General features: G+C 70.0%; 24 protein-coding genes. 12 read left to right on the top strand and 12 right to left on the bottom strand.

Translation table 11 applies throughout. The features are described from left to right. Window positions 1-40: 40 nt before the first annotated feature. The 3 genes from pyk to ACJ8AN_RS30300 all read right to left on the bottom strand — a co-directional run bounded on the left by pyk (window position 41) and on the right by ACJ8AN_RS30300 (window position 2,864). Window positions 41-1,444, bottom strand: a complete 1,404-nt coding sequence (gene pyk, locus ACJ8AN_RS30310; RefSeq protein WP_407759000.1) for a pyruvate kinase — start codon at window positions 1,442-1,444, stop codon at window positions 41-43. 202 nt (window positions 1,445-1,646) lie between these two features. Continuing rightward, a complete protein-coding gene (locus ACJ8AN_RS30305) occupies window positions 1,647-2,243 on the bottom strand; it encodes a bifunctional nuclease family protein (RefSeq protein WP_407758999.1) in 597 nt (198 codons plus the stop codon). A gap of 270 nt (window positions 2,244-2,513) precedes the next feature. Then, the gene (locus ACJ8AN_RS30300) at window positions 2,514-2,864 is read right to left on the bottom strand and encodes a hypothetical protein (RefSeq protein ID WP_407758998.1); all 351 of its coding nucleotides are present in this window, start codon (window positions 2,862-2,864) and stop codon (window positions 2,514-2,516) included. Window positions 2,865-2,951: 87 nt separating this feature from the next. Here ACJ8AN_RS30300 and ACJ8AN_RS30295 point away from each other — a divergent pair, with 87 nt between their 5' ends. After that, window positions 2,952-4,772, top strand: a complete 1,821-nt coding sequence (locus tag ACJ8AN_RS30295; RefSeq protein WP_407758997.1) for an AMP-dependent synthetase/ligase — start codon at window positions 2,952-2,954, stop codon at window positions 4,770-4,772. Between the two features lie 105 nt (window positions 4,773-4,877). Here ACJ8AN_RS30295 and ACJ8AN_RS30290 read toward each other — a convergent pair whose 3' ends face one another. From ACJ8AN_RS30290 to aroF, 8 genes are all read right to left on the bottom strand, one after another. Next, the gene (locus tag ACJ8AN_RS30290) at window positions 4,878-6,182 is read right to left on the bottom strand and encodes a citrate synthase (RefSeq protein ID WP_407758996.1); all 1,305 of its coding nucleotides are present in this window, start codon (window positions 6,180-6,182) and stop codon (window positions 4,878-4,880) included. 89 nt (window positions 6,183-6,271) lie between these two features. Next, the gene (locus tag ACJ8AN_RS30285; RefSeq protein WP_407758995.1) at window positions 6,272-7,534 is read right to left on the bottom strand and encodes a 3-phosphoshikimate 1-carboxyvinyltransferase; all 1,263 of its coding nucleotides are present in this window, start codon (window positions 7,532-7,534) and stop codon (window positions 6,272-6,274) included. Beyond that, on the bottom strand, window positions 7,531-8,601 hold the full coding sequence (locus ACJ8AN_RS30280; RefSeq protein ID WP_407758994.1) for a 3-dehydroquinate synthase family protein: 1,071 nt from the start codon (window positions 8,599-8,601) through the stop codon (window positions 7,531-7,533). The genes ACJ8AN_RS30285 and ACJ8AN_RS30280 overlap by 4 nt, the downstream gene beginning before the upstream one ends. After that, the gene (aroC, locus tag ACJ8AN_RS30275; RefSeq protein ID WP_407758993.1) at window positions 8,598-9,617 is read right to left on the bottom strand and encodes a chorismate synthase; all 1,020 of its coding nucleotides are present in this window, start codon (window positions 9,615-9,617) and stop codon (window positions 8,598-8,600) included. The genes ACJ8AN_RS30280 and aroC overlap by 4 nt, the downstream gene beginning before the upstream one ends. Further along, window positions 9,614-10,891 carry a shikimate dehydrogenase gene (locus tag ACJ8AN_RS30270; RefSeq protein WP_407758992.1) on the bottom strand — a complete coding sequence of 426 codons (1,278 nt, stop codon included), beginning with the start codon at window positions 10,889-10,891 and terminating at the stop codon, window positions 9,614-9,616. Before ACJ8AN_RS30270 ends, aroC begins: the two co-directional genes overlap by 4 nt. Beyond that, the gene (locus ACJ8AN_RS30265; protein WP_407758991.1) at window positions 10,888-11,490 is read right to left on the bottom strand and encodes a shikimate kinase; all 603 of its coding nucleotides are present in this window, start codon (window positions 11,488-11,490) and stop codon (window positions 10,888-10,890) included. The genes ACJ8AN_RS30270 and ACJ8AN_RS30265 overlap by 4 nt, the downstream gene beginning before the upstream one ends. After that, the gene (gene ubiE / locus ACJ8AN_RS30260) at window positions 11,471-12,160 is read right to left on the bottom strand and encodes a bifunctional demethylmenaquinone methyltransferase/2-methoxy-6-polyprenyl-1,4-benzoquinol methylase UbiE (protein ID WP_407758990.1); all 690 of its coding nucleotides are present in this window, start codon (window positions 12,158-12,160) and stop codon (window positions 11,471-11,473) included. Before ubiE ends, ACJ8AN_RS30265 begins: the two co-directional genes overlap by 20 nt. Further along, window positions 12,157-12,996, bottom strand: a complete 840-nt coding sequence (aroF, locus tag ACJ8AN_RS30255; protein ID WP_407758989.1) for a 3-deoxy-7-phosphoheptulonate synthase — start codon at window positions 12,994-12,996, stop codon at window positions 12,157-12,159. Before aroF ends, ubiE begins: the two co-directional genes overlap by 4 nt. Window positions 12,997-13,181: 185 nt before the next feature. Between aroF and ACJ8AN_RS30250 the strand changes: the two genes are divergently transcribed. Genes ACJ8AN_RS30250 through menE form a run of 6 tightly spaced genes read left to right on the top strand, consistent with a single transcriptional unit; the run spans window position 13,182 to window position 20,566 of the window. Continuing rightward, entirely contained in the window at window positions 13,182-14,486 is a 1,305-nt protein-coding gene (locus ACJ8AN_RS30250) for an isochorismate synthase MenF (protein WP_407758988.1), read from the top strand. Further along, window positions 14,479-16,248, top strand: a complete 1,770-nt coding sequence (menD, locus tag ACJ8AN_RS30245) for a 2-succinyl-5-enolpyruvyl-6-hydroxy-3-cyclohexene-1-carboxylic-acid synthase (RefSeq protein ID WP_407758987.1) — start codon at window positions 14,479-14,481, stop codon at window positions 16,246-16,248. Before ACJ8AN_RS30250 ends, menD begins: the two co-directional genes overlap by 8 nt. Continuing rightward, window positions 16,239-17,099 carry a 2-succinyl-6-hydroxy-2,4-cyclohexadiene-1-carboxylate synthase gene (menH, locus tag ACJ8AN_RS30240; protein WP_407758986.1) on the top strand — a complete coding sequence of 287 codons (861 nt, stop codon included), beginning with the start codon at window positions 16,239-16,241 and terminating at the stop codon, window positions 17,097-17,099. Before menD ends, menH begins: the two co-directional genes overlap by 10 nt. A gap of 2 nt (window positions 17,100-17,101) precedes the next feature. Continuing rightward, on the top strand, window positions 17,102-18,013 hold the full coding sequence (locus tag ACJ8AN_RS30235) for a 1,4-dihydroxy-2-naphthoate polyprenyltransferase (RefSeq protein ID WP_407758985.1): 912 nt from the start codon (window positions 17,102-17,104) through the stop codon (window positions 18,011-18,013). A gap of 4 nt (window positions 18,014-18,017) precedes the next feature. After that, window positions 18,018-19,127 carry a mandelate racemase/muconate lactonizing enzyme family protein gene (locus tag ACJ8AN_RS30230; protein WP_407758984.1) on the top strand — a complete coding sequence of 370 codons (1,110 nt, stop codon included), beginning with the start codon at window positions 18,018-18,020 and terminating at the stop codon, window positions 19,125-19,127. Continuing rightward, window positions 19,127-20,566 carry an o-succinylbenzoate--CoA ligase gene (gene menE, locus ACJ8AN_RS30225; protein ID WP_407758983.1) on the top strand — a complete coding sequence of 480 codons (1,440 nt, stop codon included), beginning with the start codon at window positions 19,127-19,129 and terminating at the stop codon, window positions 20,564-20,566. The genes ACJ8AN_RS30230 and menE overlap by 1 nt, the downstream gene beginning before the upstream one ends. Before the next feature lie 2 nt (window positions 20,567-20,568). Here menE and ACJ8AN_RS30220 read toward each other — a convergent pair whose 3' ends face one another. Continuing rightward, complete coding sequence (locus ACJ8AN_RS30220; RefSeq protein ID WP_407758982.1) at window positions 20,569-20,928, bottom strand: STAS/SEC14 domain-containing protein; 360 nt, start codon at window positions 20,926-20,928, stop codon at window positions 20,569-20,571. A 225-nt stretch (window positions 20,929-21,153) separates the two neighbouring features. On the opposite strand from ACJ8AN_RS30220, the gene ACJ8AN_RS30215 reads away from it, so the two are divergent. From ACJ8AN_RS30215 to mdh, 5 genes are all read left to right on the top strand, one after another. Continuing rightward, complete coding sequence (locus ACJ8AN_RS30215) at window positions 21,154-22,227, top strand: type IV pilus twitching motility protein PilT (protein ID WP_407759036.1); 1,074 nt, start codon at window positions 21,154-21,156, stop codon at window positions 22,225-22,227. A 142-nt stretch (window positions 22,228-22,369) separates the two neighbouring features. Beyond that, complete coding sequence (locus ACJ8AN_RS30210; protein ID WP_407758981.1) at window positions 22,370-23,107, top strand: polysaccharide deacetylase family protein; 738 nt, start codon at window positions 22,370-22,372, stop codon at window positions 23,105-23,107. Between the two features lie 31 nt (window positions 23,108-23,138). Continuing rightward, a complete protein-coding gene (locus tag ACJ8AN_RS30205) occupies window positions 23,139-23,792 on the top strand; it encodes a class I SAM-dependent methyltransferase (RefSeq protein WP_407758980.1) in 654 nt (217 codons plus the stop codon). 209 nt (window positions 23,793-24,001) lie between these two features. Further along, on the top strand, window positions 24,002-25,297 hold the full coding sequence (gene icd / locus ACJ8AN_RS30200; protein WP_407758979.1) for an NADP-dependent isocitrate dehydrogenase: 1,296 nt from the start codon (window positions 24,002-24,004) through the stop codon (window positions 25,295-25,297). A 22-nt stretch (window positions 25,298-25,319) separates the two neighbouring features. Beyond that, the gene (mdh, locus tag ACJ8AN_RS30195) at window positions 25,320-26,261 is read left to right on the top strand and encodes a malate dehydrogenase (protein WP_407758978.1); all 942 of its coding nucleotides are present in this window, start codon (window positions 25,320-25,322) and stop codon (window positions 26,259-26,261) included. Window positions 26,262-26,350 lie beyond the last annotated feature (89 nt).

Genomic DNA, 26,350 nt, shown 5'->3' with positions numbered 1-26,350 from the left:
GGCAGGGGGCCACGGCACAGGCCCCCCGCGTACAGCGGGCTCAGATGCGGTGCACCGACATCATGTTGGTGCGGCCCGGCTCGTTGAGCGGCACGCCCGCCACGATGACCACCGGCGTGCCCTTCTCGCACACGCCCTGCTCGTGGCACAGCCGCCGCACCTGCCGCAGCATCGCGTCCGTGGACTGCAGCCGCCCCACCTGCAGCGCCCTCACGCCCCAGTAGAGCGCCATGCGGTTCACCGTGTCCGGGTTGGGCGTCAGCGCGATGATCTGCGCCCGCGGCCGGAGCTCGGAGATGAGCCGCGCCGTCAGGCCCCGCTCCGTGTACGCCACGATGGTGCCGATGCCCATCTGCTCGGCCGCCGCCACCGACGCCGCCGCCACGCCCGTGGAGATGTCGTCCTTGGCATGCGAGAAGGGCGAGAGCGTCCTGTCCCGCACCACCCCCGTCTCCGTCTCCTCGACGATGCGCGCCATGGTGGCCACCGCCTGAATCGGGTGCTTGCCCGCGGCCGTCTCCCCCGAGAGCATCACCGCGTCCGCCCCGTCCAGGATGGCGTTGGCCACGTCCGAGACCTCGGCACGCGTGGGCCTCGCGTTGTTCACCATGCTCTCCAGCATCTCCGTGGCCACGATGACCAGGCCCCCCATCTGGTTCACCGTGCGCACCATGTGCTTCTGGATGGCCGGCAGCTTCTCCAGCGGCATCTCCACGCCCAGGTCCCCGCGCGCCACCATGATGCCGTCCGCCTCGCGGGCAATCGCCTCCAGGTCCGCCACCGCCTGCGGCTTTTCGATCTTCGCGATGAGCGGCGTGTTGCGCTGGGACACCAGCTTGCGCGCCTGCCGGATGTCGTCCGCCTTGCGCACGAAGGAGAGCGCCACGAAGTCCACGCCCACCTCCTGTCCGAAGGCCAGGTCCTCCATGTCCTTCTCGGTGATGGTGGGCACCGACACGTGCGCCCCCGGCAGGTTGAGGCCCTTGTGATCCTTCAGCAGGCCCCCCAGCTCCACCCCGCACGTGACGTCCCGGCCCTGCACCTTCCGCACCTTCAGCCGCACCCGCCCGTCGTCCAGCAGGATGGGGTGGCCCGGCTTCACGTCCTTGGGCAGCGAACGGATGGGCGTGGGGATGAGGTTGTCGTGGCCCAGCAGCTCGCGCGTGGTCACCACCACCGTCTGGCCCGTCTTCACCTCCAGGCACCCGCCCTCGAACCTACCCAGGCGGATTTTCGGGCCCTGGATGTCCTGGAGGATGGCCACCGGGATGCCCAGCTTCCTCGCGGCACGGCGGATGAGATTCACCCGGCGGCGGTGCTGCTCGTGCGTCCCGTGCGAGAAGTTGAGCCGGGCCACGTTCATCCCGGCGCGGATGAGTCCCTCGATGACCTCGGCCGAGTCCGAGGACGGCCCCAGCGTGCAGATGATCTTCGCCTTGCGCATGGGCGCACATCCTAGGCGTCCGGCGCTGGCTTGACAGCTTCGCGTCCTCGGGAATACTTGCGGCCACGCGCGGGCGGAGGCGACGGCGTCGGCGCAGCGGTCTTTTTTACTCAGGGGCTCGTCCCCACTGTTGCGAGAAAGCCCGGCTTCCCTGGGAGGGGGGGCCGGGCTTTCGCCTTTCCGCTGTCCTGGGGACGAGCCGCTAGAGGCTGATCTCGTCCGTCTTGTTGGGCGTCAGCTTCGGGGCCAGGCCCGGAGGCGGCATGGCGCCGTGGTGCGGATCCTCCGGGGGCTCCATGTCCATGTCGGGCTCGCCGCTGCCGCCCACGCCGGGGCCGCCCTTCTGCAGCGAGTCGATCTCCTCGCGGCTGATGCCGGCCTCGTCGAGCACCTTGCGCGTCACCAGGATGCGCGCCTTGCCATCCAGCGCCATGGCGATGGAGTCCGAGGGCCGCGCGTCCAGCGTCACCTTGCGCTTGCCCTGCTCGAGGAAGACGCGGCCCGTGTAGATGTCATCGCGCAGGTCGTCGATGCGCACCTCGACGACGCGGGCGCCCAGCTGCGTCACCACCGAGCCGAGCAGATCCTGCGAGAGCGGCTGGGGCGGCTGCATGTGGGCCAGCCGGAAGGCGATGGCCACCGCGGCCGACTCGTCCACGAAGATGGGCAGCACCATCTGCCCGTCCGACGTGGTGAGCACCACCGCGTGCGTCTGCGCCTCGACGAGCGGGATGACGTCCCGCACCTCGAGCTCCACCAGCTCCCTGCAGGCGGAGGGGTTTCCACCCTGCTTCGGCACGCAGGCCTTGCTGTCATCGGCGGTGACGGCGGCCCGTGGCTTCGGAGGAGCGGGTGGGGCGCCAGTAAAGCCCGGGAGCACCAGTGCACCCAGAGCAAGCAGCGCGGCGGACAGCGGAGCAAGGAGGAAACTGGCTGGGATGGGCGTTTTCACCCTGCAAACGTGTGCATGTGCGCCGGGGGCGGGAGGGCACTCCCTACGTGCCTGCCTGCTCCCCAGCCGCACTCCGCTTGCTTCCCCTGCACCTGACGCACAGCGTGACCAGACGGCCTAACGCTCGTCCTCGTCCTCGTCGTAGTCCTCTTCGTCGTCGCTCTCCTCGTCCTCGTCGAAGTCGAGCTCGTCGTCGTCGGACTCCTCGTCGTCATCGGTCTCTTCGTCCTCGTCGAGCTCGTCCTCCAGCTCCTCGGTCTCGAGCGACATGGAGACGGCGAAGCGCTTGCCCAGCGCCGCCACCTGGGTCCGCATCTCGGTGAGTGCCGAGACGAAGTCCTCCTGGATGTTGGTGGGGGCCTTCTGACCGCAGTGGGGGCACACGAGCTTCTCCGTGCCCTCGATAACATCCTGGGCGTCCAGCTCGAAGGTGCCCTCGCACTTCTGGCAAGTGAGATCGATCGTCATGTTCGTGGCGCGGAATACATAGGGGTCCGGTTGCCTGTCAACGTCCGTAGCGAGCAGCCACCCGGTTTCAGTACCCTCGGACCCCCCATGGACACTCCCCGGACGATGGTGCATGCGCTTCACGATCAAGCCAGCCGCCGCCAGCACCGTCCGGCGCTCTGGACACGCAAGGGCCGTACCTACGTGCCCACCTCGTGGCACGACTATGCCCTTCGGGTGAAGCGCTTCGCCCTCGGGTTGGCCTCGCTGGGCTTCCAGATGGGAAACACGTTGCCCATCCTCTCCTTCAACCGGGAGGAGTGGTTGGTGGCGGACCTGGCCGCCATGGCCCTGGGGGGCGTCCCCGTGGGCGTCTACACCACCAGCAGCCCCGAGCAGGTGCAGTACCTCGTGGACCACTGCGAGGCCCAGCACCTCGTCGTCGAGAACGAGCTGCACCTGGCCACCGCGCTCGCCGTGCGCGAGCGGGTGCCCCGGCTGCGGCACATCATCCTCCTGGACGCCCCGGACGCGCCCCTGCCCGAGGGCGTGCTGCGCTACGCGGACGTGCTGGCGCGCGGCACCGGCGCCGACGAGGGGCCCTACTGGAGCGCCGTCAACGCGCTGCGTCCCGAGGGGCTCGCCACGCTCATCTACACCTCGGGCACCACCGGCACCCCCAAGGGCGTCATGCTCAGCCACGCCAACCTCGTGTGGACGGCCGAGCACCTGATGCGCGCCACGGACGTGGGCTCGGATGACGAGGTGCTGCTCTCCTACCTGCCGCTGGCCCATATCGCCGAGCAGATGCTCAGCCTGCACGGCCCCCTCTACGTGGGCGCGGAGGTGTACTTCGCCCGGGCCCTGGAGACGCTGCCCGAGGACCTGCGCGACGCCCGGCCCACGCTCTTCTTCGGCGTGCCGCGCGTCTGGGAGAAGTTCAAGGGCCGCCTCGAGGAGGCCCTGCGCGAGGCCCCCGCTTCCCGCCAGAAGGCCGTGGGCTGGGCCCGCACGGTGGCCGCCGAGCGCAATGCCCGTGCCCTGCGTCAGGAGCGCGTGCCCCTGCACCTGGAGGGGCAGTACCAGCTCGCCCGGCGCACCGTCTTCCCCGCGCTGCTGGGCAAGCTGGGCCTCGAGCGCGTCCGCTTCTTCGTCAGTGGCGCCGCTCCCATCGGCCGGGACGTGCTCGACTTCTTCGCCTCGCTCGACATCGTCATCCGCGAGGTCTACGGCCAGTCCGAGGTCACCGGGCCCACCACCCTCAACACCCTCGGGGCCACCCGGCTCGGCACGCTCGGCCGGCCCCTGCTGGGCGTGGAGGTCCGCATCGCCGAGGACGGGGAGATCCTCGTGCGCGGTGGCGGCGTGTGCCAGGGCTACTTCAAGGACTCCGCCGGCACCGCCGAGCTGCTCGAGGGCGGGTGGTTGCACTCGGGCGACGTGGGCCAGTTCGACTCCGAGGGCTACCTCCAGATCACCGGCCGCAAGAAGGAGCTCATCGTCACCTCCGGCGGCAAGAAGACCTCCCCCGCCCACATCGAGCTGCTCCTCAAGGCCGTGGCCCCCGTGGGCCACGCGCTCGTCATCGGCGAGGGCCGCAAGTACCTCGTGGCCCTCCTCACCCTGGACCCCGAGCGCGCCCGCGTCCTCGCGCGCCAGCACGGCTGGCCCGAGGACCTGGCCACGCTCGCCGCGGATCCCCGCCTGCGCCAGCACCTCCACACGGCCATCGAGCGCGACGTGAATCCGCGCCTCGCCCGCTTCGAGACCCTCAAGCGCTTCGCCGTCATTCCCGAGGACTTCACCATCGCCAGCGGCACGCTCACCCCGAGCATGAAGATGCGCCGCCAGGTGCTCGAGTCCCGCCACGCCTCCCTCATCGACTCGCTGTACGAGGACGAGGAGGATGCGCCTGCCCGCGCGGGGTAGGGCGGGGGCTCGGGCGCTCGTGAGGACTGCCTGAAACGCCGAGAGGGCCAAGGTGACGGGTCGTTGGACCCTTCACCCCAGCCCTCCCTTTCGAGGCACAGGGTACTACTTCGTGCTCTTGCGCTCGTTCATCGGGATGTAATCGCGGCGCTTCGGACCCGTGTAGACCTGACGCGGACGCGCGATCTTCTGCTCGGGGTCCTTCACCATCTCCTCCCACTGCGTCACCCAACCCACCGTGCGCGGGATGGCGAACAGCACCGGGAACATCTCGACGGGGAAGCCCATCGCCTCGTAGATGAGGCCCGAGTAGAAGTCCACGTTCGGGTAGAGCTTGCGCTTGACGAAGTACTCGTCCTGCAGCGCGATGCGCTCGAGCTCCACGGCGATCTCCAGCAGCGGGTTCTTGCCCGTCACCTCGAAGACCTCGTCCGCCACGCGCTTGATGACCTTGGCGCGCGGATCGTAGGACTTGTACACGCGGTGACCGAAGCCCATCAGCTTCTTCTCACCCTCGCCCGTCTTCACCGCCTTGATGAAGTCCGGCACCTTCGACACGTGGCCGATCTCGCGCAGCATGCGCAGCACGGCCTCGTTGGCGCCGCCGTGCAGCGGGCCGTAGAGCGCCGCGATGCCCGCGGACACCGCCGAGTAGGGATCCACCTCGGAGGAGCCCACCGTGCGCACCGACGTCGTCGAGCAGTTCTGCTCGTGATCGGCGTGCAGGATGAAGAGGATGTCCAGCGCCTTCTCCAGCGTGGGGTGCACCTTGTACGTCGTGGTGCCGATCTTCCGGATCATCGCCAGGAAGTTGCCCACGTAGGACAGCTCGTTGTCCGGGTAGACGTAGGGCAGGCCCATGCTGTGGCGGAAGGAGAACGCCGCGATGGTGGGCATCTTGGCGATCAGCCGCGTCATCTGGATGCGGCGGCTGCGCTCGTCCTTGGTGTTCTTGGCGTCGGGGTAGAAGCCCGAGAGCGCCGCCACCGTGGAGGAGAGCATGGACATGGGGTGCGCGTCGTAGCGGTACCCGTCCATGAAGGTCTTGATGTTCTCGTGCACGTACGTGTGGTGCGTGACGAGGTAGGTGAACTCCTCGAGCTGCTTGGGCGTGGGCAGCTCGCCGTTGAGCAGCAGGTAGGCGACCTCGAGGAACGACGAGCGCTCCGCGAGCTGCTCGATGGGGTAGCCCCGGTACTCGAGGATGCCCTTGTCGCCATCGATGAAGGTGATGGCGCTCTTGCAGTTGGCCGTGTTCAGGAACGCCGGGTCGTAACCCATCAGACCGAAGTCTTCGTCCGAGACCTTGATCTGCCTGAGATTGTTGGTCCGAATGCAGCCGTTCTCGATCGGGACCTCATACGTCTTCCCGGTACGGTTATCCGTAATGGTCAGCGTGTCCTTTGGCATGGGCGGGACTTTTCACAGGCGGCAGAGCGCTTTCAACTAAAAAGTACGGCACCCGGGGAGGCCGCGTTTCCCCCCGGGCAACGCCCGTTTTACGAGAGTCGGACTCCGGCGCGCTCCAACTGCCGCCAGAAACCGGGAAAGCTCTTCTCCACGCACTCAGGTCCGGTGAGTGTGAGGGGTACACCGGACAGAACAGAGAGCGTAGCCGACACCATTGCGAGCCGGTGATCCCCCTTGCTGTCCATGGAGAAGCGCGGCGGATGGGAGGTAGGAGGGTGGATTGTGAGCGTCTCGCCCTCCAGCTCCGTTCTGCCGCCGAAAGCGTCCACCAGCGTGCGAATGCCCTCCAGCCGGTCGCTCTCCTTGAGGCGCAAAATGCCCACGTCCGTGAGCGTGGAGGGGCGCGGCAGCACACACGCGAGCGCCGCCAGCGTGGGCAAGAGGTCCGGGCACTCCTTGCCCGAGGCCACCAGCCCGTCCCGGGCCTTCCCCGTCATGCGCAGGGTGTTGTTGGCGCCGGGCACCGGGGTGAGGCCCGCGCGCTCCACCAGCTTCACGAGCGCCTGATCCGGGTGCGCGCTGGTCAGGTCCGCCCGCTCCACGCTTCCGCCGGTGTGCCAGGCGATGAGCAGCAGGTAGCCCAGGGAGGACCAGTCGCCCGGCATCGCCGGTGTGCGCTCGGGGGCGGTGTAGCCCGTCACCTCGAAGCGGCCCTCGGACTCCCGCACGGTGAAGCCGAAGCGGCGCAGCCAGGAGACGGTGAGCCCCAGGTAGCCCGCGCTCGTCAGCGCGCCGACGATCTCCACCCGCCATGGGCGGCGCTCGCGCAGGTACAGGGCCGCGCAGCCCAGCAGCAGGCTGGAGGCGTACTGGCTGCTCTGCTCGCCCGGGACGCGGAAGACGGGCTCGCCGGTGAGGGACGTTGGGGCGCGGATCTCCACCGGCCAGGGCTTGCCCTCGGTGAGCACGAGCCCCGAGGGGCCGAGCGTCTGGCGCAGGGACTCGAAGAGGGGACCATGAGGCCGCTCGCCGAGCCGGGGCGTGCCCGTGAGGCGCACGTGCGCGCCCGGCGTCACCGCGGCCTGGGTGGCGAGGATGCGGAAGGGAGCGCCACCGTCCGCGCAGTCCACGTCGCGCACGGGGCCCGGAGGCAGGCGCAGGGCTTCAATGCCCCGGCGCAGCACGCGCACGTCCGCGGGGAGGAAGTGCTCGGGCTCCTCCTGGAGGACGGGCAGGGGCCAGGCACCCGTGAGGTGCGCGAGCACCAGCGCCCGCTGCGCGTCCGACTTGGAGATGGGCGGGGTGAGCACCTCGGGAACGAGGTGGCTCGGATCCACATGGAGCTGGCTCATGCGCGTTTTCCCTCGGTCCACAACGGCCACAGCTTGCGCCACACATCGGCGGAGACGTCCCGTACCTCGGCGCTGCCGATGCCGGTGAGCAGTACCATGCGCAGCTCCCCGGCGCTGCCCGCCTTCTTGTCCGCGGACAGCAGCGCCGTCACGTCCTTGAGCTTCGCGCGCTCGAGCAGGTCCGCCATCCGTTCACGGCCGAGCACCCCGGGCCCCTGGTGCAGCGCGTCCTCCACCCGCCAGGCCACGTCCTCGGGGGTGACGCCCATGGCGCGGCCCACGTCGAGCGCGCACAGCATGCCGATGCCCACCGCGTCCCCGTGCGAGAGCGTGAAGTCCGACAGGCTCTCCAGCACGTGCCCGAAGGTGTGGCCGAAGTTGAGCACCCGCCTCAGGCCCTGGTGCTCGTAGGGGTCTCTCGCGCAGACGAACTCCTTGAGGCGGCGCGCGTCCTTCACCATCCGCTCCAGCGAGGGCGCCCGGCGCACGTACGCGTGGAAGAGCTCCGCGTCGAGGCTCGCCACCATCTTCCAGGCCTCGAGCGCGCCCTCGCGCAGCTGCGTATCCGAGAGGCTCTCGTAGAGCTCGGGGCACAGCCACGCCTCCTCGGCGTAGTGGAAGACGCCCACCGGGTTCTTCACCACGCGCCCGCGCACGGTCATGTCCACCGCGCCCTTGCCGCCCAGGCTGCTGTCCACCGCCGCCAGCAGCGTGGTGGGCACCTGCACCAGCCGCACGCCCCGCTTGAGGAGGTGCGCGGCCACCGTGGACACGTCGCCGATGGTGCCTCCACCGATGGCGATCAGCGTGCCCGAGCGCGGCATCGACAGGCCCGCGGCCATCACCTGCTCGAGGGCCTCGAAGGTCTTCGCCACCTCGCCGCCGGTGAGCTGCACCACAGCGCGAGGCTCGCGCGCCTTGAGGGCCGACAGCACGGCGGGGTGCAGACGCGCCACGCGGCGATCCACGACGGCGATGCTGCCCTCGGGGAGGCCCGCGCACAGGCGCTTGAAGGAGCCCCACCGGTCGGAGGCGGGACGGTATGCGCCAGGAGGAAGTTGAATCATGAGGAGTGGGGCCGGGCGTTCAGTTGGAGGACGAGGTCGGCCAGGACGAGCGACACCATGGCCTCGAGCACGGGCACGGCGCGGGGCATGATGCAGGGATCATGGCGTCCGCCCTTCGCGTGGTCCGCGAGCGTGGCCGGAGGCTTGAAGAAGGCGCGGAGGGCCACGGGCTCGCCATTGGCCAGGCCGCCCTGGATGCCGCCGTAGGTGTCCTTCTGCGCGTGGAACACGCTGCCGGGCTGCTCAATGCGAGCGAGCAGATCCGGCGGGCCCCAGACCACTCCGGTGACGGCGCCCACGCTGCCGAGCGCGTGCGCGAGCAGGGCCTTCATCTTGCCGAAGATGGGCTCGCCGAGGCCCACGGGCAGGCCGTCCACGCGCACGTCGATGGAGCCACCGAGGCTGTCTCCTGCCTCCTTGGCGGCGAGGATGCGCCGGGACATCTCCTCACGGGCCACGGGATCCGGGCAGCGCGTCGGGTGGGCATCCACCATGGCTCGGGTGAGGCCGGGCTCGGGCACGGCGGACATCAGGTTGCCCACCTGCGACACCCAGGCGACAGTGCGCATCGCGGGGAAGGCCTGCGCGAGGTAGGCCTCGGCGACGGCGCCTCCGATGACGCGGCAGAGCGTCTCGCGGCCGCTGGTGCGTCCGCCCCCGCGATGATCTCGGTGCTTGAAGCGCTCGCGCCAGACGGCGTCCGCGTGGCCGGGACGGTCCTCGGTCTTCAGCTTCTCGTAGTCACCGGAGCGCTGGTTGGTGTTGCGCACGATGGCCGCGATGGGGGTGCCGAGCGTCTTGCCCTCGAAGACGCCGGAGAGGATTTCCACCTGATCCGGCTCGGCGCGCGCGGTGGTGATGGCGGACTGGCCGGGACGGCGCCGGTCGAGCGCGGCCTGGATGAGCTCGCGCTCGAGGGGGATGCCCGCGGGACAACCATCGATGATGGAGCCGAGCGCGGGGCCGTGGCTCTCGCCGAAGGTGGTGAGGCGGAAGAGGGTGCCGAGCGTATTCATGAAGCAGTCTCCCAGAGGGCGCGCTGCCGGCGGGCCTGTGCGATGAACCATGCCGCGCCGAGCAACACGGGCGTGCCTCCGCGGCGGGTGATGTCGGCGGCGATACGGCGTGCCGGGGCTCCGTAGGCGATGACGGCGACGCGGGCTCCGTCGAAGCGGAGGGCGTCGGGCGGGGTGATGCGATCGGGCCAGGTCCAGAGACCCGAACCGCCGAGGGGCCCGGAGATTTCCGCGCGCCGCAGGAAGCGGAGCGAACAGCCGGCCTCGGGGGCCACGGCGCGGATGGCGGCACTGGCACCACCATCTCCGAGGACGAAGGCCTCTTTGGCGCCGAGCCGCTCGAGGACGGTGCGAGCGCCCTCGGTATCGGTGTTGAAGGACTCCCAGCGGTCGCCGCGGCGCACGAGCGTGTTGATGGCATCGAGCGGCGAGCCGGTGTGGCGGGCAAGGCGGATTTTAAAGGGGCTGGTGACGGCGAAGCCGCGGTAGTGGGGCAGGAGGGCATCCACGAGGGCCTCGACGGGAGCGTCCTCGGGAATGTCGATGCGGTCGAAGGGCTGGAGGTGGATGCGCGGGGAGCGCGAATGAACGATCGAGGTCCCCAGGATCCCCAATCTGCCCGATGTCCCCTCGCCCCCCGGGAGAGGGACGGGGTGAGGGTACTTCGCCTCCCGGGTTGCATCCGCGAGCAGCCTCTGTCCGGGCGCCGCCTTCCAGTCACCACCCAGGGCGACGTAATCGAGCACGTTGCGCCGGGCGAGCACGGCGCGAACAGGCAGTGCCACCGGACCCATCGCGAGCACGGTGACACGCCCCTCACCGAACCGGGAGCGCAGCCGCGCCTGGGTCTCCAGCAGCACGGAGATCCGCTCACGGGACACCTCCCCGAGCGGCTCGATGTGCTTCACCAGGGCCCCACTCGGGAGCGTCACGTCCCACAGGCGCAGGGCCTCCTCGGTGGACAAGGCGCGCTCGGCGTGGTGCGAGGCCAGCAACTTCCCCGCGGGAGCATCCAGCGCTCCGGCATGCACGACATCCCGATCTACCCACCGGGCGGCGGCCACCCACGCGGGAGGCAGGGGCGTGCCGCGCTCGGACACCAGCAGCTCCATGACTCCCGCGAGCGCCGCCGCGTCCACCGCCTCCGCCGGGTGCAGATCCGTCCGCACCTCCAACACCTCGGCGCCCCGGCTCCGGGCCTCGGTGGCGAAGCGGAGGGCCTCGGGGCCACGGAGGCTCGGGGGGAGGGTGACGACGCGGCGGGCCTGCGTCATGGCTGGCTCCCGAGGGCGGCGAAGGCGCGGAGGAACTCGGCGAGGCTCACGGTGGGGACGCGAGCGTGGAGCTCCTGTCGCTCGTTGTAGATGGAGTGCAGCTCCTCCTCCAGGGACATGCCTGGATGCAACCGGGGGCGGGAGGAGTCGGCGAGAAGGCGCTCGCGGTAGGTCTCGAAGGAGACGGGCACGAGCAGGGTGTAACAGGGAGCGAGGGCGTCCGGGTGATTCGAGAGGAACCCACCGCCCACGGCGACCACGGAGCCGCGAGGCAGCTCCAGCAGCAGGCCGCGCTCGGCGGCACGGAAACCGGCGGTGTCCTCGGCGACCCAATCCCGGAGCGAGCGGCCCGAGCGCCGCTCCAGCTCGGCATCCAGGTCCAACCCCGGCCTGCCGAGCAGGGCGCTCACCAGGGGCAACAGCCGTGTCTTGCCCGCGGCCCGGTGCCCACCGAGGACGACGGTCTGTCCCTCGGCGGGCAGGGGACGGGGACCGGGGCGGCCGAGCTCCTCGCGCACCGAGGGTGCGAGCCGTGGATCCACGGACGCGAGGATGCTCTCGATGAGCTGACGCCTCTGATCAGCGGACGGTCCCGACATAGACGTAGGATGTTCCAAACGTCATCGGGTGGGCCACTCTTTCCTGATAGGCGCCGGACTGATCCATCAGCGCGAGGAACTTGTCCCCCGCGGGGAAGGCGGCCGAGGTCCGGGGCAGGTACTCGTAGGCGGCGCGGTTGCCGGTGAGCAGGCCGCCGATGGTGGGCATGACGACCTTGCTGTAGAGGCGGAAGAGGGCGCCGAAGAGGCCGGTGGGCTGGCCGAACTCGAGCACCACCACGCGGCCGCCGGGGCGCACCACGCGGCCCATCTCCTCGAGGCACTTCACCGGATCATCCACGTTGCGGATGCCGAAGGCGATGGAGGCCACGTCGAAGGAGTTGTCCGCGAAGGGGAGATCCATGGCATCGGCCACCTGGAACTCGAGCTGCAGGCCCTCGCGAGCGGCCTTGGCCGGAGCGTTGTCCAGCATCTCCTTGCAGAAGTCGGTGCCCACCACCCGGCCCGAGGCGCCCACCTTGCGCTTGAAGGCCAGCGCCAGGTCACCGGTGCCGGTGGCGCAGTCGAGGACGGCACTGCCCTCCTGGGCGCCGCTGAGCCGCACGGCCGCGCGCCGCCACAGCCGGTGGATGCCGAACGACATGACCTCGTTCGTCACGTCGTACTTCGTGGCGATGGAGGAGAACATCTGACGGACTTCGGTGCTCATCGAGCCCCCGCGACATGGGCCGGGATTTCCGGCCGCCAAAGGTGACGGTCCACCGCGTGTAGCACACCGGGCAGCCGCCGCATCAGTTGTTGGAAACGCTCGGGCGTGAGGGCCTGCTGCCCGTCGCACAGGGCCTGCTCGGGCCGAGGGTGTACCTCGATGAGCAGCCCGTCCGCCCCGGCCGCCGCCGCCGCCAGCGCCATCGGTTGAATCAGCTCCGGCTCGCCCGTGGCATGCGACGGGTCCACGATGACCGGCAGGTGCGTGCGCTGCTTCGCGAGCGCCACGATGGCCAGATCCAACGTGTTGCGCGTGGCCGTCTCGAAGGTGCGGATGCCGCGCTCGCAGAGGATGACCTGCTCGTTGCCGCCGTCCAGCAGGTACTCGGCGGCCAGCAGCCACTCCTGGAACGTCGCCGCCAGGCCGCGCTTGAGCAGCACCGGCTTGCGCACCTTCCCCAGCGCCCGCAGCAGCGGGAAGTTCTGCATGTTGCGCGCGCCCACCTGGAGGATGTCCACGTGCTCGGCCATGAGCGGAATCTGCGCGGACTCCATCACCTCACTGATGATGGGCAGGCCCACCTTGCGCCCGGCCTCGGCCAGCACGCGCAGGCCCGGCTCGCCCATACCCTGGAAGGAGTAGGGGCTGGTGCGCGGCTTGAATACCCCCCCGCGCAGCACCTGGGCACCGGCGTGGGCCACGGCGGCGGCGGTCTGCTCCGTCTGCTCCATGCCCTCCACGGCGCACGGGCCGGCCATCACCACGAAACCGGGGCCGCCAATCTCCACCCGTCCCACCCGCACGCGCGTGCCCTCGGGCCTCCAGGCCCGGGTCACCCGAGGGGTACCTTCACGGGGCGTACTCCCGCCCGCTTCACCTGGCTTGCCACTCACGGGCGCCTCCCATCCCATGTGGAGTTCACGTTGTTTTGAACCCCGTGATGCTTGTATAGCCAAACCGGCGTACAGAACAACAAGAGGTTGCTGCCCCGGCTGGTGGCAGGGCCTCGTGAGGACCGCTGATGACGACGCTCGGACCCACTGAAGGAGGCCGCTGGGTGGCGGGGATGATGCCCCTGGCGGCGGTGGATCCGCTCGCGGGCGCGGAGGTGTTGGGCGAGCCCTCCGTCTATTGGGAGCGTCCGCTGGCGCGCGAGGCGATGGCGGGCTGGGGCGAGGCGGCGTCGGTGGAGGCCTCGAGCGCCTCGCGGGTGCAGGCGGTGCTCCGGGACTTGTCGGCGCCGGACTCGGTGCGGTGGTTGGGCGAGGCCCCCACGTCATTGCCGGGCCCCTGGTTCGGAGGCATGCGCTTCGCCACGGACGGCGGTGACGAGGGCTGGAGCCCGTTCGGCTTCGGGCGGTGGACGCTGCCGGAGGTGATGGTGTGGCGGGAGGGGGCGGGCCTGGCGGCGGCGGCCTTCGCGCCGGAGGGCCCGGGAGCCGAGGACATGGTGCGCTCGCGGCTGGCGCGGGTGGCCGCGTCCTTCCCGGCCGGGTACCGCCACGCCGCGGGCACGGGAGCCCAGGCGCTGCGAATGTCCTCGTCCCGGGAGGGCTTCGAGGGGCGGGTGGAGCGCGCGGTGGAGACGATCAACGCCGGGGGCCTCCAGAAGGTGGTGCTGGCGCGGGCGGTGGAGGTGGAGGGCGAGCGGACCTTTGATCGCGTGGACGTGCTGGCCCGGTTGCGCGAGCAGAACCCGCGCTGTGCCACCTTCCTCTTCCGGGCGCCGGACGGGACGGCCTTCCTGGGGGCCACGCCGGAGACGCTGTGCCGGTGGGAGGGGCGGCGGCTGGAGACGGAGGCGCTCGCCGGATCCGCGTCGCCCACGCAGGCGGGGATGCTGGGCGGCAGCGACAAGGATCGCCGCGAGCACGAGGCGGTGGTGCGCTACATCCTCAAGGCGCTCAAGCCGCTGGCGGAGAGCATCGACTCGGACGCGGAGCCGGCGCTGCTCACCCTGAAGAACGTGGTGCACCTGCGCACCGGCATCCGGGCCGAGCTGCGCGAGGGCGTGGGGGTGGCCGAGCTGGTGGCGGCGCTGCACCCCACACCGGCAGTGGGGGGAACGCCCCGGGAGCGCGCACTGGAGTTCCTCGTCGAGCACGAGGCGTTGGACCGGGGCTGGTACGCGGGGCCGGTCGGCTGGGTAGGACCCGGGCGGGCGCACCAGATGGTCGCGCTGCGTTCGGCGCGCATCAAAGGATCGAAGGCCCGACTCTTCGTGGGTGCTGGTATCGTGGCGGGCTCCAGCGCCGAGGCGGAATGGCGCGAGACGGAGATGAAGAGTCTGGCCATGCTACGGGCCCTCGGAGGAGGACATGTCTGACGCCAACCTGAACCAACTCTGGGCGCGGGCATTGTTGGAGGAGTTGGTTCGAAGCGGCGTGCGGCACGCGGTGGTGTGTCCGGGCTCGCGCTCCTCGCCCCTGGCGTTGGCGTGCGCGAAGGCCGAGGGGATGCGCACCTGGTCCATCATCGACGAGCGCAGCGCGGGCTTCTTCGCCCTGGGCCTGGCCAAGCAGTCGAGGACGCCGGTGGTGCTGGTGGCCACGAGCGGGACGGCGGGGGCGCACTTCTACCCGGCGGTCATCGAGGCGGCCATGTCGCAGGTGCCGCTGGTGGTGCTCACCGCGGACCGGCCGTTGGAGTTGCAGGGGTGGGGCGCGCCGCAGACGGTGCCGCAGGCGCGGTTCTTCGGGGATTTCGCGCGGCTGTTCGCGGACGTGGGGCTGCCCGAGGCGGACGACGCGGCGCTGATGCACCTGCGCGCCACCGTGGCGAGGGCCGTGGCCCAGGCCTGGCGGGCCCCGAGGGGCGCGGTGCAGCTCAACGTGCCCTTCCGCGAGCCGCTCGCCCCCACGCCGGGGAGCTTCGACGCGAAGCACCTGTCCTCGCTGGCCCGGGAAGGCCGGCCGGGAGCGCCCCTCACGCGCGTCAGCCCGCCCTCGCGCCAGCCGGAGGCGAAGGTGCTGGAGGCGGTCCGCGCGAAGGTGGCGGCCACCGAGCGGGGCGTCATCGTCTGCGGCCCCCGGGACGAGAACGACGGTTTCTTGGAGGCCATCGCCTCGCTGGCCGAGGCCACGGGTTACCCGGTGCTGGCCGAGGCCACGTCCCAGGCGCGCTATGGCGGCGGCCCGGCCACGGTGTCGCTCTACGACGCGATGCTCCGTCACGAGCCCTTCGCGAAGGCGCACCGCCCGGAGCTGGTGCTGCGCTTCGGTGGAGGCCTGACGCCGAAGGGCCCGCAGGCGTGGATCGACGGCTCGGGCGCGGAGGTGGTGCTCTTCAGTGACGAGGGCGCCCTGTTCGATCCGGCGCACCGCGCGGCGCGCGTGGTGGAGGGCTCGGCGGTGGCGGCGTGCGAGGCGCTGGCGCACGGGCTCTCGAGGGGCCTGGGCCCCTGGGCCCGGAGCTTCCTGTGGGCCGAGCAGTGGACGCGGGCGGCGTTGGAGTCGGCCTTCTCGGAGGATCCGTCGCTCACGGAGATGCGGATCGCCCACGACGTGGTGGCGGCGCTGCCGGAGGGGGCGAACCTGTTCGTGTCCAGCAGCATGCCCATCCGGGACGTGGATGCCTTCGCGCCGTCGATGGGCCGGGGGCTGCGGGTGCTGGCGAACCGGGGCGCCAACGGCATCGACGGGATCGTCTCGAGCGCGCTCGGAGTGGCGGCGGCCTCGAGCCGTCCCACGGTGCTGCTGACGGGAGACCTGGCCTTCCTGCACGACGTGGGCGGGCTGCTCACGGCGCGCCGGAGCGGGGTGCCGCTGACGGTGGTGGTGGTGAACAACGACGGAGGAGGCATCTTCTCCTTCCTGCCCATCGCGCAGTCCGAGGCGGCCCGTTCGCAGTACGAAACCCTGTGGGGCACGCCGCACGGGGTGGACCTGTCGCACGCGGCCGCGCTCTACCAGGCGCGGTTCCGTCGCCCGGACTCACCGGCGGCGTTGCGCTCGGCGGTGACCGAGGGACTCAAGGGCGGCCTGCACCTCATCGAGGTGAAGGTGGCCGAGCGCGCCCGGAACGTGGATCTGCACCGGCAGCTGTTCGCGAGGATGGCCGCCTCGCTGGGAGAGGGCCCATGGCTCTGAAGCTGGCATACGAGACGTGGGGAGAGGGCTCGCACCCGCTCCTCTTCCTGCATGGATTCACGGGCAACCGCTCGTCGTTCGATCACCTGCGCCCGCTGATGAGCGACAAGGTGCGGGCCATCTCGGTGGATCTGCCGGGGCATGGCCAGACGCCGCTGCCCTCGCGCACCGGCCGGGAGGGCTTCCTCGAGACGGTGGACGCGCTGATGCGCGTGCTGGACGAGGTGGGCGTGGCGAAGGCGAACCTGCTGGGCTACTCGCAGGGAGCGCGGTTCGCGCTGGCGGCGGCGCTGAGCAGGCCCGAGCGCTTTGGCCGGCTCATCATGGAGAGTGGCTCGCCGGGGTTGCATCGCCGCCAGGAGCGGACGGAGCGGCGGGCGAAGGACGGGGAGCTGGCGACCTTCATCCGGCAGAAGGGCGTGGACGCCTTCGTGACGCACTGGGAATCGCTGCCACTCTTCGTGGGTCTGCGCCAGCTGCCCGCGGAGCTCCAGGAGTCGCTGCGGGCTCGGCGCCAGGGGTGCACGGTGGAGGGGCTGGTGGGGGCGCTGGACTGCCTGGGGCTCGGGGTGCAGCCGGACTACTGGCCGGAGCTTCAGCGCCAGCGGCTGCCCACGCTGTTGCTGACGGGAGCGCTGGACGACAAGTTCACGCAGATCGCCCGCCGGATGGCGGCGGAGCTGCCGGTGGTGTGGCGCCGCACGTTCGACGAGTGCAGCCACGCTCCGCATCTGGAAGTGCCGGAGGAGTACGCCCGCGAGGTCATCTCCTTCCTGCAGACGCCCTGGTACGAATCCCCCGAGTTCGAGAGCTCCGTGCCCGACAAGAACGCGGCCGGGGGCCATCACTAGACATGAACACGATTGCTCCCGCGGTGGAGGCGCCTCGCCCCACCTTGAAGACGTGGGTGATGGCCGCGAGGCCGAAGACGCTGACGGCGGCGCTGGTGCCGGTGATGGTGGGCACGGCGCTCGCGTACGGACTGGGCGTGGGCCGGTGGCTGCCGGCGTTGGCGGCGCTGGTGGGCGCGATGCTCATCCAGATCGGCACCAACCTGACGAACGACTACTACGACTTCAAGAAGGGCGCGGACACCGAGGAGCGGCTGGGGCCGAAGCGGGTGACGCAGAGCGGGCTGATCGCGCCGGGGACGGTGTTGGCGAGCGCGCTGCTGTGCTTCGGGCTGGCGGTGCTGACGGGCATCTACCTGGTGGTGGTGGGCGGGTGGCCGATCGTCGCGATCGGGCTGGCGTCGGTGATGGCGGGGTACGCGTACACGGGAGGCCCGTTCCCGCTGGGGTACAACGGGCTGGGAGACCTCTTCGTCTTCGTGTTCTTCGGGTTGGTGGCGGTGCCGGGGACGTTCTACGTGCAGACGCTGACGGTGGGACCGGCGGCATGGTGGGCGGCGATTCCCGTGGGCGCGATTGGCACGGCGCTGCTGGTGGTGAACAACCTGCGAGACGCGTCGACGGACGTGAAGGCGGGCAAGCGGACGCTGGTGGTGCGCTTCGGCACGACGATGGGCAAGGCCGAGTACGTGGTGCTGCTCGTGGCGGCCTACGTGACGCCGGTGGCGATGTGGGCGCTGAAGCTGGCGAGCCCGTGGGTGCTGCTGGCGCTCTTGAGCATGCCGGTGGCGGTGCCGCCGCTGAAGCGGGTGCTGGGCGCGCAGGGTGGAGCGTTGAATCCGGCGCTGGGCGGGACGGCGAGGCTGCAGCTGGTGTTCGGGCTGCTGTTCTCGGTGGGGCTGTTGCTGAGGTGAGCTGATGCGCCTCACGGAGGTAACGCTCCATCCGTTGCGGCTGGAGATGGTGAACCCGCTGAAGACGGCGAGGGGCACCTACGGGGCGCGAGAGGGCTTCGTGGTGCGCCTGCGAGACGAGGAGGGCCGTCTCGGGCAGGGCGAGGCGATGCCGTTGCAGGAGTTCGGAACGGAAACGCCGAGCGACTGCGAACGAGTGCTGAAGTCGAGTCTCGAGAGACTCCGGAACCCACTCCCCCCAAGCACCCCTCTGCCTCCGGGAGAGGGACGGGGTGAGGGTAGCGAGGGCCCCGGGTTGGATCTGGGATCCGTGGGCCTGTCACTCAGGACCCCGGCGGCGAGACACGCGGTGGAGCAAGCGCTGCTGGAGCTCCAAGCAAAGCGCCAGGGAATCCCACTCTGCCAACTGCTGTCGGCTGAAGCCCGTGCGCGGGTGCACGTCAACGCGCTGCTCGGAGCCCCATCTCCGGAAGCACTGGCACAAGAAGCCCAGCGAGCCGTGGCGGAAGGCTACGAGACGCTGAAGATCAAGGTCGCGGGCCGCCCACTGTCCGAGGACATCGCGAGACTCCAGGCGGTGCGCGAAGCCGTGGGCCCAGCGGTACGCCTGCGAGTAGACGCGAACGGAGCGTGGAAGGAATCCGAGGCGGGAGCGGCGCTGGAAGCCCTGAGCGCCTACGGCCTCGAGCTCTGCGAGCAGCCAGTAGCGCCCGAGGAGTACGAGGCCCTCGCGCGCCTGAGCGAGCGAGCCCCATGCCCGCTGGCCGCGGACGAGTCACTGGCAATCCCCGAGGTCCTCCGAGTGCTGCTGGACCGCCCGAGCACGGTGAAGGTCCTGGTGCTCAAGCCGATGGTACTGGGAGGCCTGCTGCCGACGCTGGCGGTGGCGCGCGAGGCGGCGAGCCGAGGCCTGGAAGCGTACGTAACGAGCTCGCTGGACGGAGTGATCGCCCGAGCGGGAGCGGCGCACTTGGCGGCGGCGTTGCCGTCGGGCCGATACGCGTCGGGGCTCGGAGTGGGGCACCTCTTCAAGGACGAGCCCGGGAACCATCCATTCCGCCCGGTGAGGGGCCGCATCGAGCTCCCACGGATACCGGGCCAGGGAGTGAGCTGATGCAGTGGACATGCTCCATCCGGACTGGCGCGGAGACGCGGCCGGACGCACTGGCGCTGACCTTCAAGGGCCAGCGGTGGACGTATCGAGAGCTGGACGCGGAGGTGGGCCGGTGGGTGACGGCGCTCCAGTCCCGAGGCGTCACGGCGGGAGACCGGGTGGCGCTGTTGGCGACGAACCACGCGGCGGTGGCGCAGCTCTTCTTCGCGCTCGGGAGGCTGGGGGCGGTGTTGGCGCCGCTCAATGCCCGACTGACCCGGGCGGAGCTTCAGCCGCTCCTGGAGGACGTGGCCCCGAAGCTCACGTTGCGCTTGGCAGGGGTAGCCGATCGCTTCTTCCCGGAAGCGCAGACCCTGGAGTCCTTCATGGACGGGGCGGACACAACGTCTTCATATTGTGTCCCCCTGCGGCCAGAGAGTCCGCGGGTCATCCTCTTCACGTCGGGAACGACGGGGCGGCCGAAGGGGGCGGTGCTGACGGAGGGGAACTTCCGGGCGTCCGCGCGCTGCTCCGAGGCGAACCTGGGAGCGCACCCCTCGCCCCGGTGGCTGGGCACACTGCCGCTCTTCCACGTGGGCGGCCTGGCGATGCTCACGCGCACGGCGTACGACGGAGGCTGCCTCGTGTTGAGGGAGCGCTTCGACGCGGAGGACACCAACCGGGCCATCGACGAAGAAGGCGTCTCGCACGCGAGCTTCGTGGCGACGACGCTGGAGCGGGTGCTGGACGCGCGGAAGGACCGCCCGGTGCCGGCCACGTTCCGGCTGGCGCTGATTGGCGGAGGCCCGGTACCGGCGCCGCTGCTGGCGAGGGCGAGGGCGGCGGGCATCCTGTCGCTTCAGACGTACGGGCTGACGGAGGCGTGCTCGCAGGTGACGACGGAGCACCCGGACGAGGCGGATGGACGCACGGCGGGCCGGCCCCTTCCGGGCCTGGAGGTGCGCATCCTGGGCCCCGAGGGCACGCCAGTGGGCCCGGGGAAGGAAGGGGACATCGAGGTCCGGGGCCCCACGGTGATGGCGGGCTACCTGAACCGCCCCGACGCCACGAGCGAGACCGTCCGGGACGGCTGGCTGCGGACGAAGGACGTGGGGATGCTGGACGAGCGGGGGCGCCTGAAGGTGCTCTCGAGGCGCACGGACCTCATCGTCCGGGGCGGGGAGAACATCTACCCGGCCGAGCTCGAGGCGGTGCTGGCCTCGCACCCCGCGGTCCAGGAAGTGGCGGTGGTGGGCGTACCGGACGCGCGCTGGGGCGAGGTGCCGGTGGCCTTCGTGGCGACGCGCGACGGGGCGCCGCTGCCGGAGGACCTGGGGGCGTGGTGCCGCGAGTCGCTGGCGGGCTTCAAGGTCCCCGCGCGCTTCCTGGCCATCGAGGCGCTGCCGCGCAACGCGATGGGCAAGGTGGAGCGCACGGTGCTGCGCCAGCGGGTGGCCTGAGCTCAGGCCGCGTCGAGCGCGTCGCCTTCCGAGAAGAGCCAGAGCCGGGCGGCCGCCTCGTCGTCGAAGCGGCGGAGGATGCGGTCCATGCCGCTGGTGCGCGCGACGCGGTTGAGCTGGAGCGTGGTGAGCTCACTGCCGACGAGCTCGGCGATGCGCTTCATGCCCTCTCGCATGGCGGCTTGCTGGCCCTGGCGGAGGATCTCCGCGGCCTCGGGCGAGGTGGTCTTCAGCTGGCGCAGGTCGGCGAGGGCCCGGACGGTCCGGCCGCCCTGGGAGGCGGAGCGCACGGCCTCGACGGCCTGTTCGACGAACTGCTGCATCTCCTCGGCGCGGATGGAACCTTCCAGGGTGATTTCCACGAGCGCGTTCGACTGATCGACCTTGACCTGGAACAGGGGAAACCTCGGTGGAGCGGAGCCTCGGGAACGGAATTCTCTACCCGGATTCCGCACCTCGTGCCAGGGGCCTGGGGTGTGACGGTGCGGTGAAAGAAGCCGGGGAGGAGGGGAGGGGGCGCGTCTTGTTGTTGGCTGGCCCGGGGGGCTTTCGCCTAGAATCCGTGGCCGGCGAGAGAGGTCATCCCCCTGGATCAGGCAACGCTCAACAAGCTGCTCACGGTCGGCGTCCAGAACGGCGCTTCGGATATCCACTTTCGGCCGGGTGACCCTCCCATCTACCGGGTCAACGGGGTGCTGCGGCCGCTGAAGATGGAGAAGCTCCATCCGGACCACACCAAACAGGTCGCGCTCCACATCATCAGCGATCCGCTGACGAAGACCCAGGTCGACAGCCTGCAGGAGTACGACACCTCGTACGGGCTGCCCGGGGTGGCGCGCTTCCGCGTGAACATCTACCGGCAGCGGGGCACGCTGGCGTGCATCCTGCGCATCATCCCGGATGAGATCCCCACCATCGACGGGCTGGGGCTGCCGCAGGTGCTCAAGACGATCGCCGGCAACGACCGCGGGCTGGTGCTGGTGACGGGGGCGACGGGCTCGGGCAAGAGCTCGACGCTGGCGTCGATGATCGATCACATCAACCGCACCGAGAACCTGCACATCCTCACCATCGAGGACCCGGTCGAGTTCATCTACAAGAACCACAAGTCCTCCATCTCGCAGCGGGAGATTGGCCCGGACACGGAGAACTTCGCCATCGCGCTGCGGGCCGCGCTGCGTCAGGACCCGGATGTGATCCTGGTGGGCGAGATGCGCGACACGGAGACGATCGACATCGCGCTCAAGGCGTCGGAGACGGGCCACCTGGTGCTCTCGACGGTGCACACGACGGACGCCTCGCGGACCATCAACCGGCTCATCTCGGTGTTTCCGGCCGAGGAGCAGTCGATGGTGCGCATGCGCCTGGCGGACAGCCTCCGGGCGACGATCTCGCAGCGGCTGCTGCCGAAGGCGGACGGCAAGGGGCGCACGGTGGCGCTGGAGATCATGGTCCAGACCAAGTCGGTGGAGCAGTACATCCGCGAGGACCGGGCCAACGAGCTCAAGGACGTCATCGAGAAGGGCCGCGACATGTTCGGCATGCAGTCCTTCGATCAGCACCTGAGCCAGCTCTACCGCCAGGGCATCATCACCCTGGAGACGGCGCAGAGCGCGGCGACGAACCCGGCGGACTTCCAGCGCGCGCTCGAGTTCGAGTGAGCGGGGCGTGGGCGGGGCGCCACGGGGCGTTCCCGAATCCGCGCGAGGTGCGTCCCTGACGCCACACGGCACTGCGTCCGAGGTCCCGAGCACTCCGGCGCGCTCCGTGCAGGGCGGGCCCGGCATGAGCCGGAAGCGATGGATGCGATGGGCCGTGGGGACGCCGCTGGTGGTGCTCGGGGTGCTGGTGGGGCTGTGGCTGCTCTCCAGGTCGTGGACCTTCCAGCTGATGGGCGAGCTCTACCCGCGGGTGGAGACGTCTGAGAAGGTGGTGGCGCTGACGTTCGATGACGGGCCGAGGCCGGGCCAGACGGAGGCGGTGCTCGAGCTGCTGAAGCGGCACGGGGTGAAGGCCAGCTTCTTCATGGTGGGGCGGAACATCGAGCGCCACCGGGAGCTCGCGGCGAGGGTGCTGGCCGAGGGCCATCAGGTGGGCAATCACTCGTACTCGCACCACCGGCTGATCTTCAAATCGCCGTCCTACGTGCGCGAGGAGATCGACAAGACGGATGCGCTGTTGCGCGGGCTGGGCGTGGAGGGGGAGCTCCTCTTCCGGGCGCCGTACGGCAAGAAGCTGCTGGTGCTGCCCTGGCTGCTGAAGCAGGGTGGGCGCAAGCACATCACCTTCGACGCGGTGTCCCGGGACGACGAGACGCAGGACGTGGAGCTGCTGACGTCACGGGTGATGGACGCGGTGAAGCCGGGCTCGATCATCCTGTTCCACGATGGAGGGCAGGACAAACCGGGGACGCTGAAGGCGGTGGACATCGTCATCGGCCGGCTGTGCGAGCAGGGCTACCGCTTCGTGACGGTGTCCGAGCTGCTGAAGCTCGGAGGCATCGAGCCGGCCAACGGCTCCACGGCCTCCCCGGCGCAATAACGGCCGGGAGTATCCTACGCTGCCGCTCACGATGGCGATCGACGACGAACAGGAGCAGCGGGTCCGGCGGGTATACGGGGAGATCGCCGGGGTCTACGAGGTCTTCTTCCCCTCGCTGCACCGGTACGAGGGGAGGGTGGAGCGGTTCCTCGAGGAGACGGTGACGCGGGGCTGTCGGGTGCTGGACGTGGGATGTGGCCCGGGGCAGCTCACGCGCGAGTTGGAGCCGACCGTACAGGTGGTGGGGCTGGATCTCTCCCCCGAGATGATCGACCGGGCGCGTGAGGGCCGGCCCTCGGGCAGGTACCGCGTGCACAGCTACCGCGATCCCATTCCCGGAGAGCTCGGCCGGTTCGATGTGGCGCTGGCGGTGGGGTGCTTCGACTTCTGCGATGACCTGCCGCGAGCGCTTCGCCATGTCTCCGAAGCCCTGAGGCCCGGGGGGCGCCTGCTCTTCACGGTGCTCGAACGGCGCCCGGGGCTGGAGGGGCACGAGGACGCACGGCGTCGGATCCAGACGGCGGACCACGAGGTGGCGCTGTACTTCAGCTCCTTCGAGGAGACGGCGCGGGCGCTCGAGGCCGCGGGCCTCCTCCCTCGGGCCTACACGCACGCGCCGGGCTGGGTGCAGCTCAGCGAACAGCGGACGATGCACTTCGGCTGGTGGGACGTGGAGCGTCGCTGAGCCAACGGCCGACCCCGGGTGTCCTCGGAGGTAGGGTGGGAGAGGGGCCACGGTGCCGTACGCGAGGGGGGAGGGCCCTCGGCGATTGGATCCGATAAGTCAGGCCGCTCGGAGGGTAGCCAAACTCCTTGACGCGAGGGGCCGGTGTTGCGAAGCATCCGCCGCCCAAACGCACACGGTCACACCCTTCCCAGTCAGGAGCTTCGTCCATGGCCCCTCCGAGCGGCGAGAAGATCACCCTGAAGAACGGCAAGCTGTTCGTGCCGGACAACCCGGTCGTCCCCTACATCGAGGGTGATGGCACCGGCCGCGACATCTGGCGCGCCTCGCAGGCCGTCTTCGATGCGGCGGTGGAGAAGGCCTACAAGGGCAAGAAGAAGATCGCCTGGTTCGAGGTGCTCGCCGGCGAGAAGGCGTTCAAGACGGTCAACAACTGGCTGCCCGACGAGACGGTCACCGCGTTCCGCGAGTACCTCGTGGGCATCAAGGGCCCGCTGACCACGCCGGTGGGCGGTGGCATCCGCTCGCTCAACGTGGCGCTGCGCCAGATGCTCGACCTGTACGTCTGCCTGCGTCCCGTCCGCTACTTCAAGGGCGTGCCCAGCCCGGTGAAGACCCCCGAGAAGGTCGACATGACCATCTTCCGGGAGAACACCGAGGACATCTACGCCGGTATCGAGTTCGAGGCCGGCAGCGCCCAGGCCGCGAAGGTCCTCGAGTTCCTCAAGAAGGAGTTCCCGAAGGACTTCGGCAAGATCCGCTTCCCCGAGAGCGTTGGCATCGGCGTGAAGCCGGTGTCGAGGGAGGGCACCGAGCGCCTCGTCCGTGCCGCCATCGAGTACGCCATCGCGCACAAGCGCAAGAGCGTGACGATCGTGCACAAGGGCAACATCATGAAGTTCACCGAGGGCGCCTTCCGCAAGTGGGGCTACGACCTGGCGGCCCGCGAGTTCGGTGACAAGGTCTACACCTGGGATCAGTGGGAGGCCACCAAGGCCGCCAAGAGCGAGGACGCCGCCAACGCCGAGCAGAAGGCCGCGGTCTCCGCCGGGAAGATCGTCATCAAGGACTCCATCGCGGACATCACCCTGCAGCAGGTGCTGACGCGTCCGGACGAGTTCGACGTCATCGCCACGCTCAACCTCAACGGTGACTACCTCTCCGACGCGCTGGCCGCGCAGGTGGGCGGCATCGGCATCGCGCCGGGCGGCAACATCAACTACGTCACCGGCCACGCCGTCTTCGAGGCCACCCACGGCACCGCGCCCAAGTACGCGGACCAGGACAAGGTGAACCCGGGCTCGGTCATCCTCTCCGGCGAGATGATGCTGCGCCACATGGGCTGGCACGAGGCCGCGGACCTGATCATCAAGGGCATGGACAAGGCCATCGCGAACAAGACAGTGACCTACGACTTCGCCCGCCTGATGCGCCAGGAAAGCCAGGGCAACGTCTCCGAGGTGAAGTGCTCGGAGTTCGGCCAGGCCATCATCAAGAACATGTAGTCGTCACGGGGAGACAACCCACATGGCTCACACCAAGAAGAAGATCGGTCTCATCGGCGGCGGTCAGATCGGCGGCAACCTGGCCCTGCTCGCGGTGCAGAAGCAGCTCGGCGACGTCATGCTCTACGACATCCCGGTGGCCGAGGGTCTGGTCAAGGGCAAGGCCCTGGACATCAACCAGCTCTCCGCCGTGGACGGCTACGACTGCCGCGTCACCGGCACCACCGACTGGAAGGACGTGGCCGGCTCGGACGTGGTCATCATCACGGCCGGCGTGCCCCGCAAGCCGGGCATGAGCCGCGAGGACCTGCTCGAGGTCAACCTCAAGATCATGCGGGACGTGGCGGCCAACATCAAGCAGCACTGCCCCAACGCCTTCGTGATCAACGTGGCCAACCCGCTGGACGCGATGGTGTTCGCGCTCCACAAGATCTCCGGGCTGCCCAAGAACATGGTCGTCGGCATGGCGGGCGTGCTGGACACCAGCCGCTTCAAGTGCTTCATCGCCGAGGCGCTCGGCTGCTCCATCCGCGACGTCGAGGCCCTGGTGCTCGGCGGCCACGGTGACGACATGGTGCCCCTGGTGCGCCACAGCACCGTGGGCGGCGTGCCCCTCACCCAGCTCATCGCCAAGGACAAGCTGGACGCCATCATCGACCGCACCCGCAAGGGCGGCGCCGAGCTGGTGAACCTCTACAAGACGGGCAGCGCCTACTTCGCCCCCGCCGCCAGCTCCATCGCCATGGCCGAGAGCTACCTGCTCGACCGCAAGCGCGTCATGCCGGGCGCCGCCCTGCTCGAGGGGCAGTACGGCATCAACGGCTTCTTCTTCGGCGTCCCCATGCAGATCGGCGCGGGCGGCGTGGAGAAGGTCGTCGAGGTGCAGCTCAACGACGCCGAGAAGGCCGAGCTCACCAAGTCCTTCGAGTCGGTGAAGAAGACCGTCGGCGAAGTGAAGCTGTAGTCCTTCCCGCCGCGAGCCGGCCCGGTCCCGCGCGGTGCTTGCCGCCGCGCGGGCCGGACTGAGCGGGGCTGATGCCGGAGATGGAGCGC

This window comes from Archangium sp. (assembly GCF_045802675.1).
Classification (GTDB): Bacteria; Myxococcota; Myxococcia; order Myxococcales; family Myxococcaceae; genus Archangium.
The sequence above is the reverse complement of the archived record's forward strand: the minus strand, read 5'-3'. Positions and strand labels throughout refer to the sequence as shown.

Excerpts from the sequence above, each read along its gene's own strand:
- pyk (WP_407759000.1), bottom strand. The coding sequence starts at position 1,444 with ATGCGCAAGGCGAAGATCATCTGCACGCTGGGGCCGTCCTCGGACTCG.
- ACJ8AN_RS30300 (WP_407758998.1), bottom strand. The coding sequence starts at position 2,864 with ATGACGATCGATCTCACTTGCCAGAAGTGCGAGGGCACCTTCGAGCTG.
- ACJ8AN_RS30295 (WP_407758997.1), top strand. The coding sequence starts at position 2,952 with ATGGACACTCCCCGGACGATGGTGCATGCGCTTCACGATCAAGCCAGC.
- ACJ8AN_RS30290 (WP_407758996.1), bottom strand. The coding sequence starts at position 6,182 with ATGCCAAAGGACACGCTGACCATTACGGATAACCGTACCGGGAAGACG.
- ACJ8AN_RS30285 (WP_407758995.1), bottom strand. The coding sequence starts at position 7,534 with ATGAGCCAGCTCCATGTGGATCCGAGCCACCTCGTTCCCGAGGTGCTC.
- ACJ8AN_RS30280 (WP_407758994.1), bottom strand. The coding sequence starts at position 8,601 with ATGATTCAACTTCCTCCTGGCGCATACCGTCCCGCCTCCGACCGGTGG.
- aroC (WP_407758993.1), bottom strand. The coding sequence starts at position 9,617 with ATGAATACGCTCGGCACCCTCTTCCGCCTCACCACCTTCGGCGAGAGC.
- ACJ8AN_RS30270 (WP_407758992.1), bottom strand. The coding sequence starts at position 10,891 with ATGACGCAGGCCCGCCGCGTCGTCACCCTCCCCCCGAGCCTCCGTGGC.
- ACJ8AN_RS30265 (WP_407758991.1), bottom strand. The coding sequence starts at position 11,490 with ATGTCGGGACCGTCCGCTGATCAGAGGCGTCAGCTCATCGAGAGCATC.
- ubiE (WP_407758990.1), bottom strand. The coding sequence starts at position 12,160 with ATGAGCACCGAAGTCCGTCAGATGTTCTCCTCCATCGCCACGAAGTAC.
- ACJ8AN_RS30250 (WP_407758988.1), top strand. The coding sequence starts at position 13,182 with ATGACGACGCTCGGACCCACTGAAGGAGGCCGCTGGGTGGCGGGGATG.
- menD (WP_407758987.1), top strand. The coding sequence starts at position 14,479 with ATGTCTGACGCCAACCTGAACCAACTCTGGGCGCGGGCATTGTTGGAG.
- menH (WP_407758986.1), top strand. The coding sequence starts at position 16,239 with ATGGCTCTGAAGCTGGCATACGAGACGTGGGGAGAGGGCTCGCACCCG.
- ACJ8AN_RS30235 (WP_407758985.1), top strand. The coding sequence starts at position 17,102 with ATGAACACGATTGCTCCCGCGGTGGAGGCGCCTCGCCCCACCTTGAAG.
- ACJ8AN_RS30230 (WP_407758984.1), top strand. The coding sequence starts at position 18,018 with ATGCGCCTCACGGAGGTAACGCTCCATCCGTTGCGGCTGGAGATGGTG.
- menE (WP_407758983.1), top strand. The coding sequence starts at position 19,127 with ATGCAGTGGACATGCTCCATCCGGACTGGCGCGGAGACGCGGCCGGAC.
- ACJ8AN_RS30210 (WP_407758981.1), top strand. The coding sequence starts at position 22,370 with ATGCGATGGGCCGTGGGGACGCCGCTGGTGGTGCTCGGGGTGCTGGTG.
- ACJ8AN_RS30205 (WP_407758980.1), top strand. The coding sequence starts at position 23,139 with ATGGCGATCGACGACGAACAGGAGCAGCGGGTCCGGCGGGTATACGGG.
- icd (WP_407758979.1), top strand. The coding sequence starts at position 24,002 with ATGGCCCCTCCGAGCGGCGAGAAGATCACCCTGAAGAACGGCAAGCTG.
- mdh (WP_407758978.1), top strand. The coding sequence starts at position 25,320 with ATGGCTCACACCAAGAAGAAGATCGGTCTCATCGGCGGCGGTCAGATC.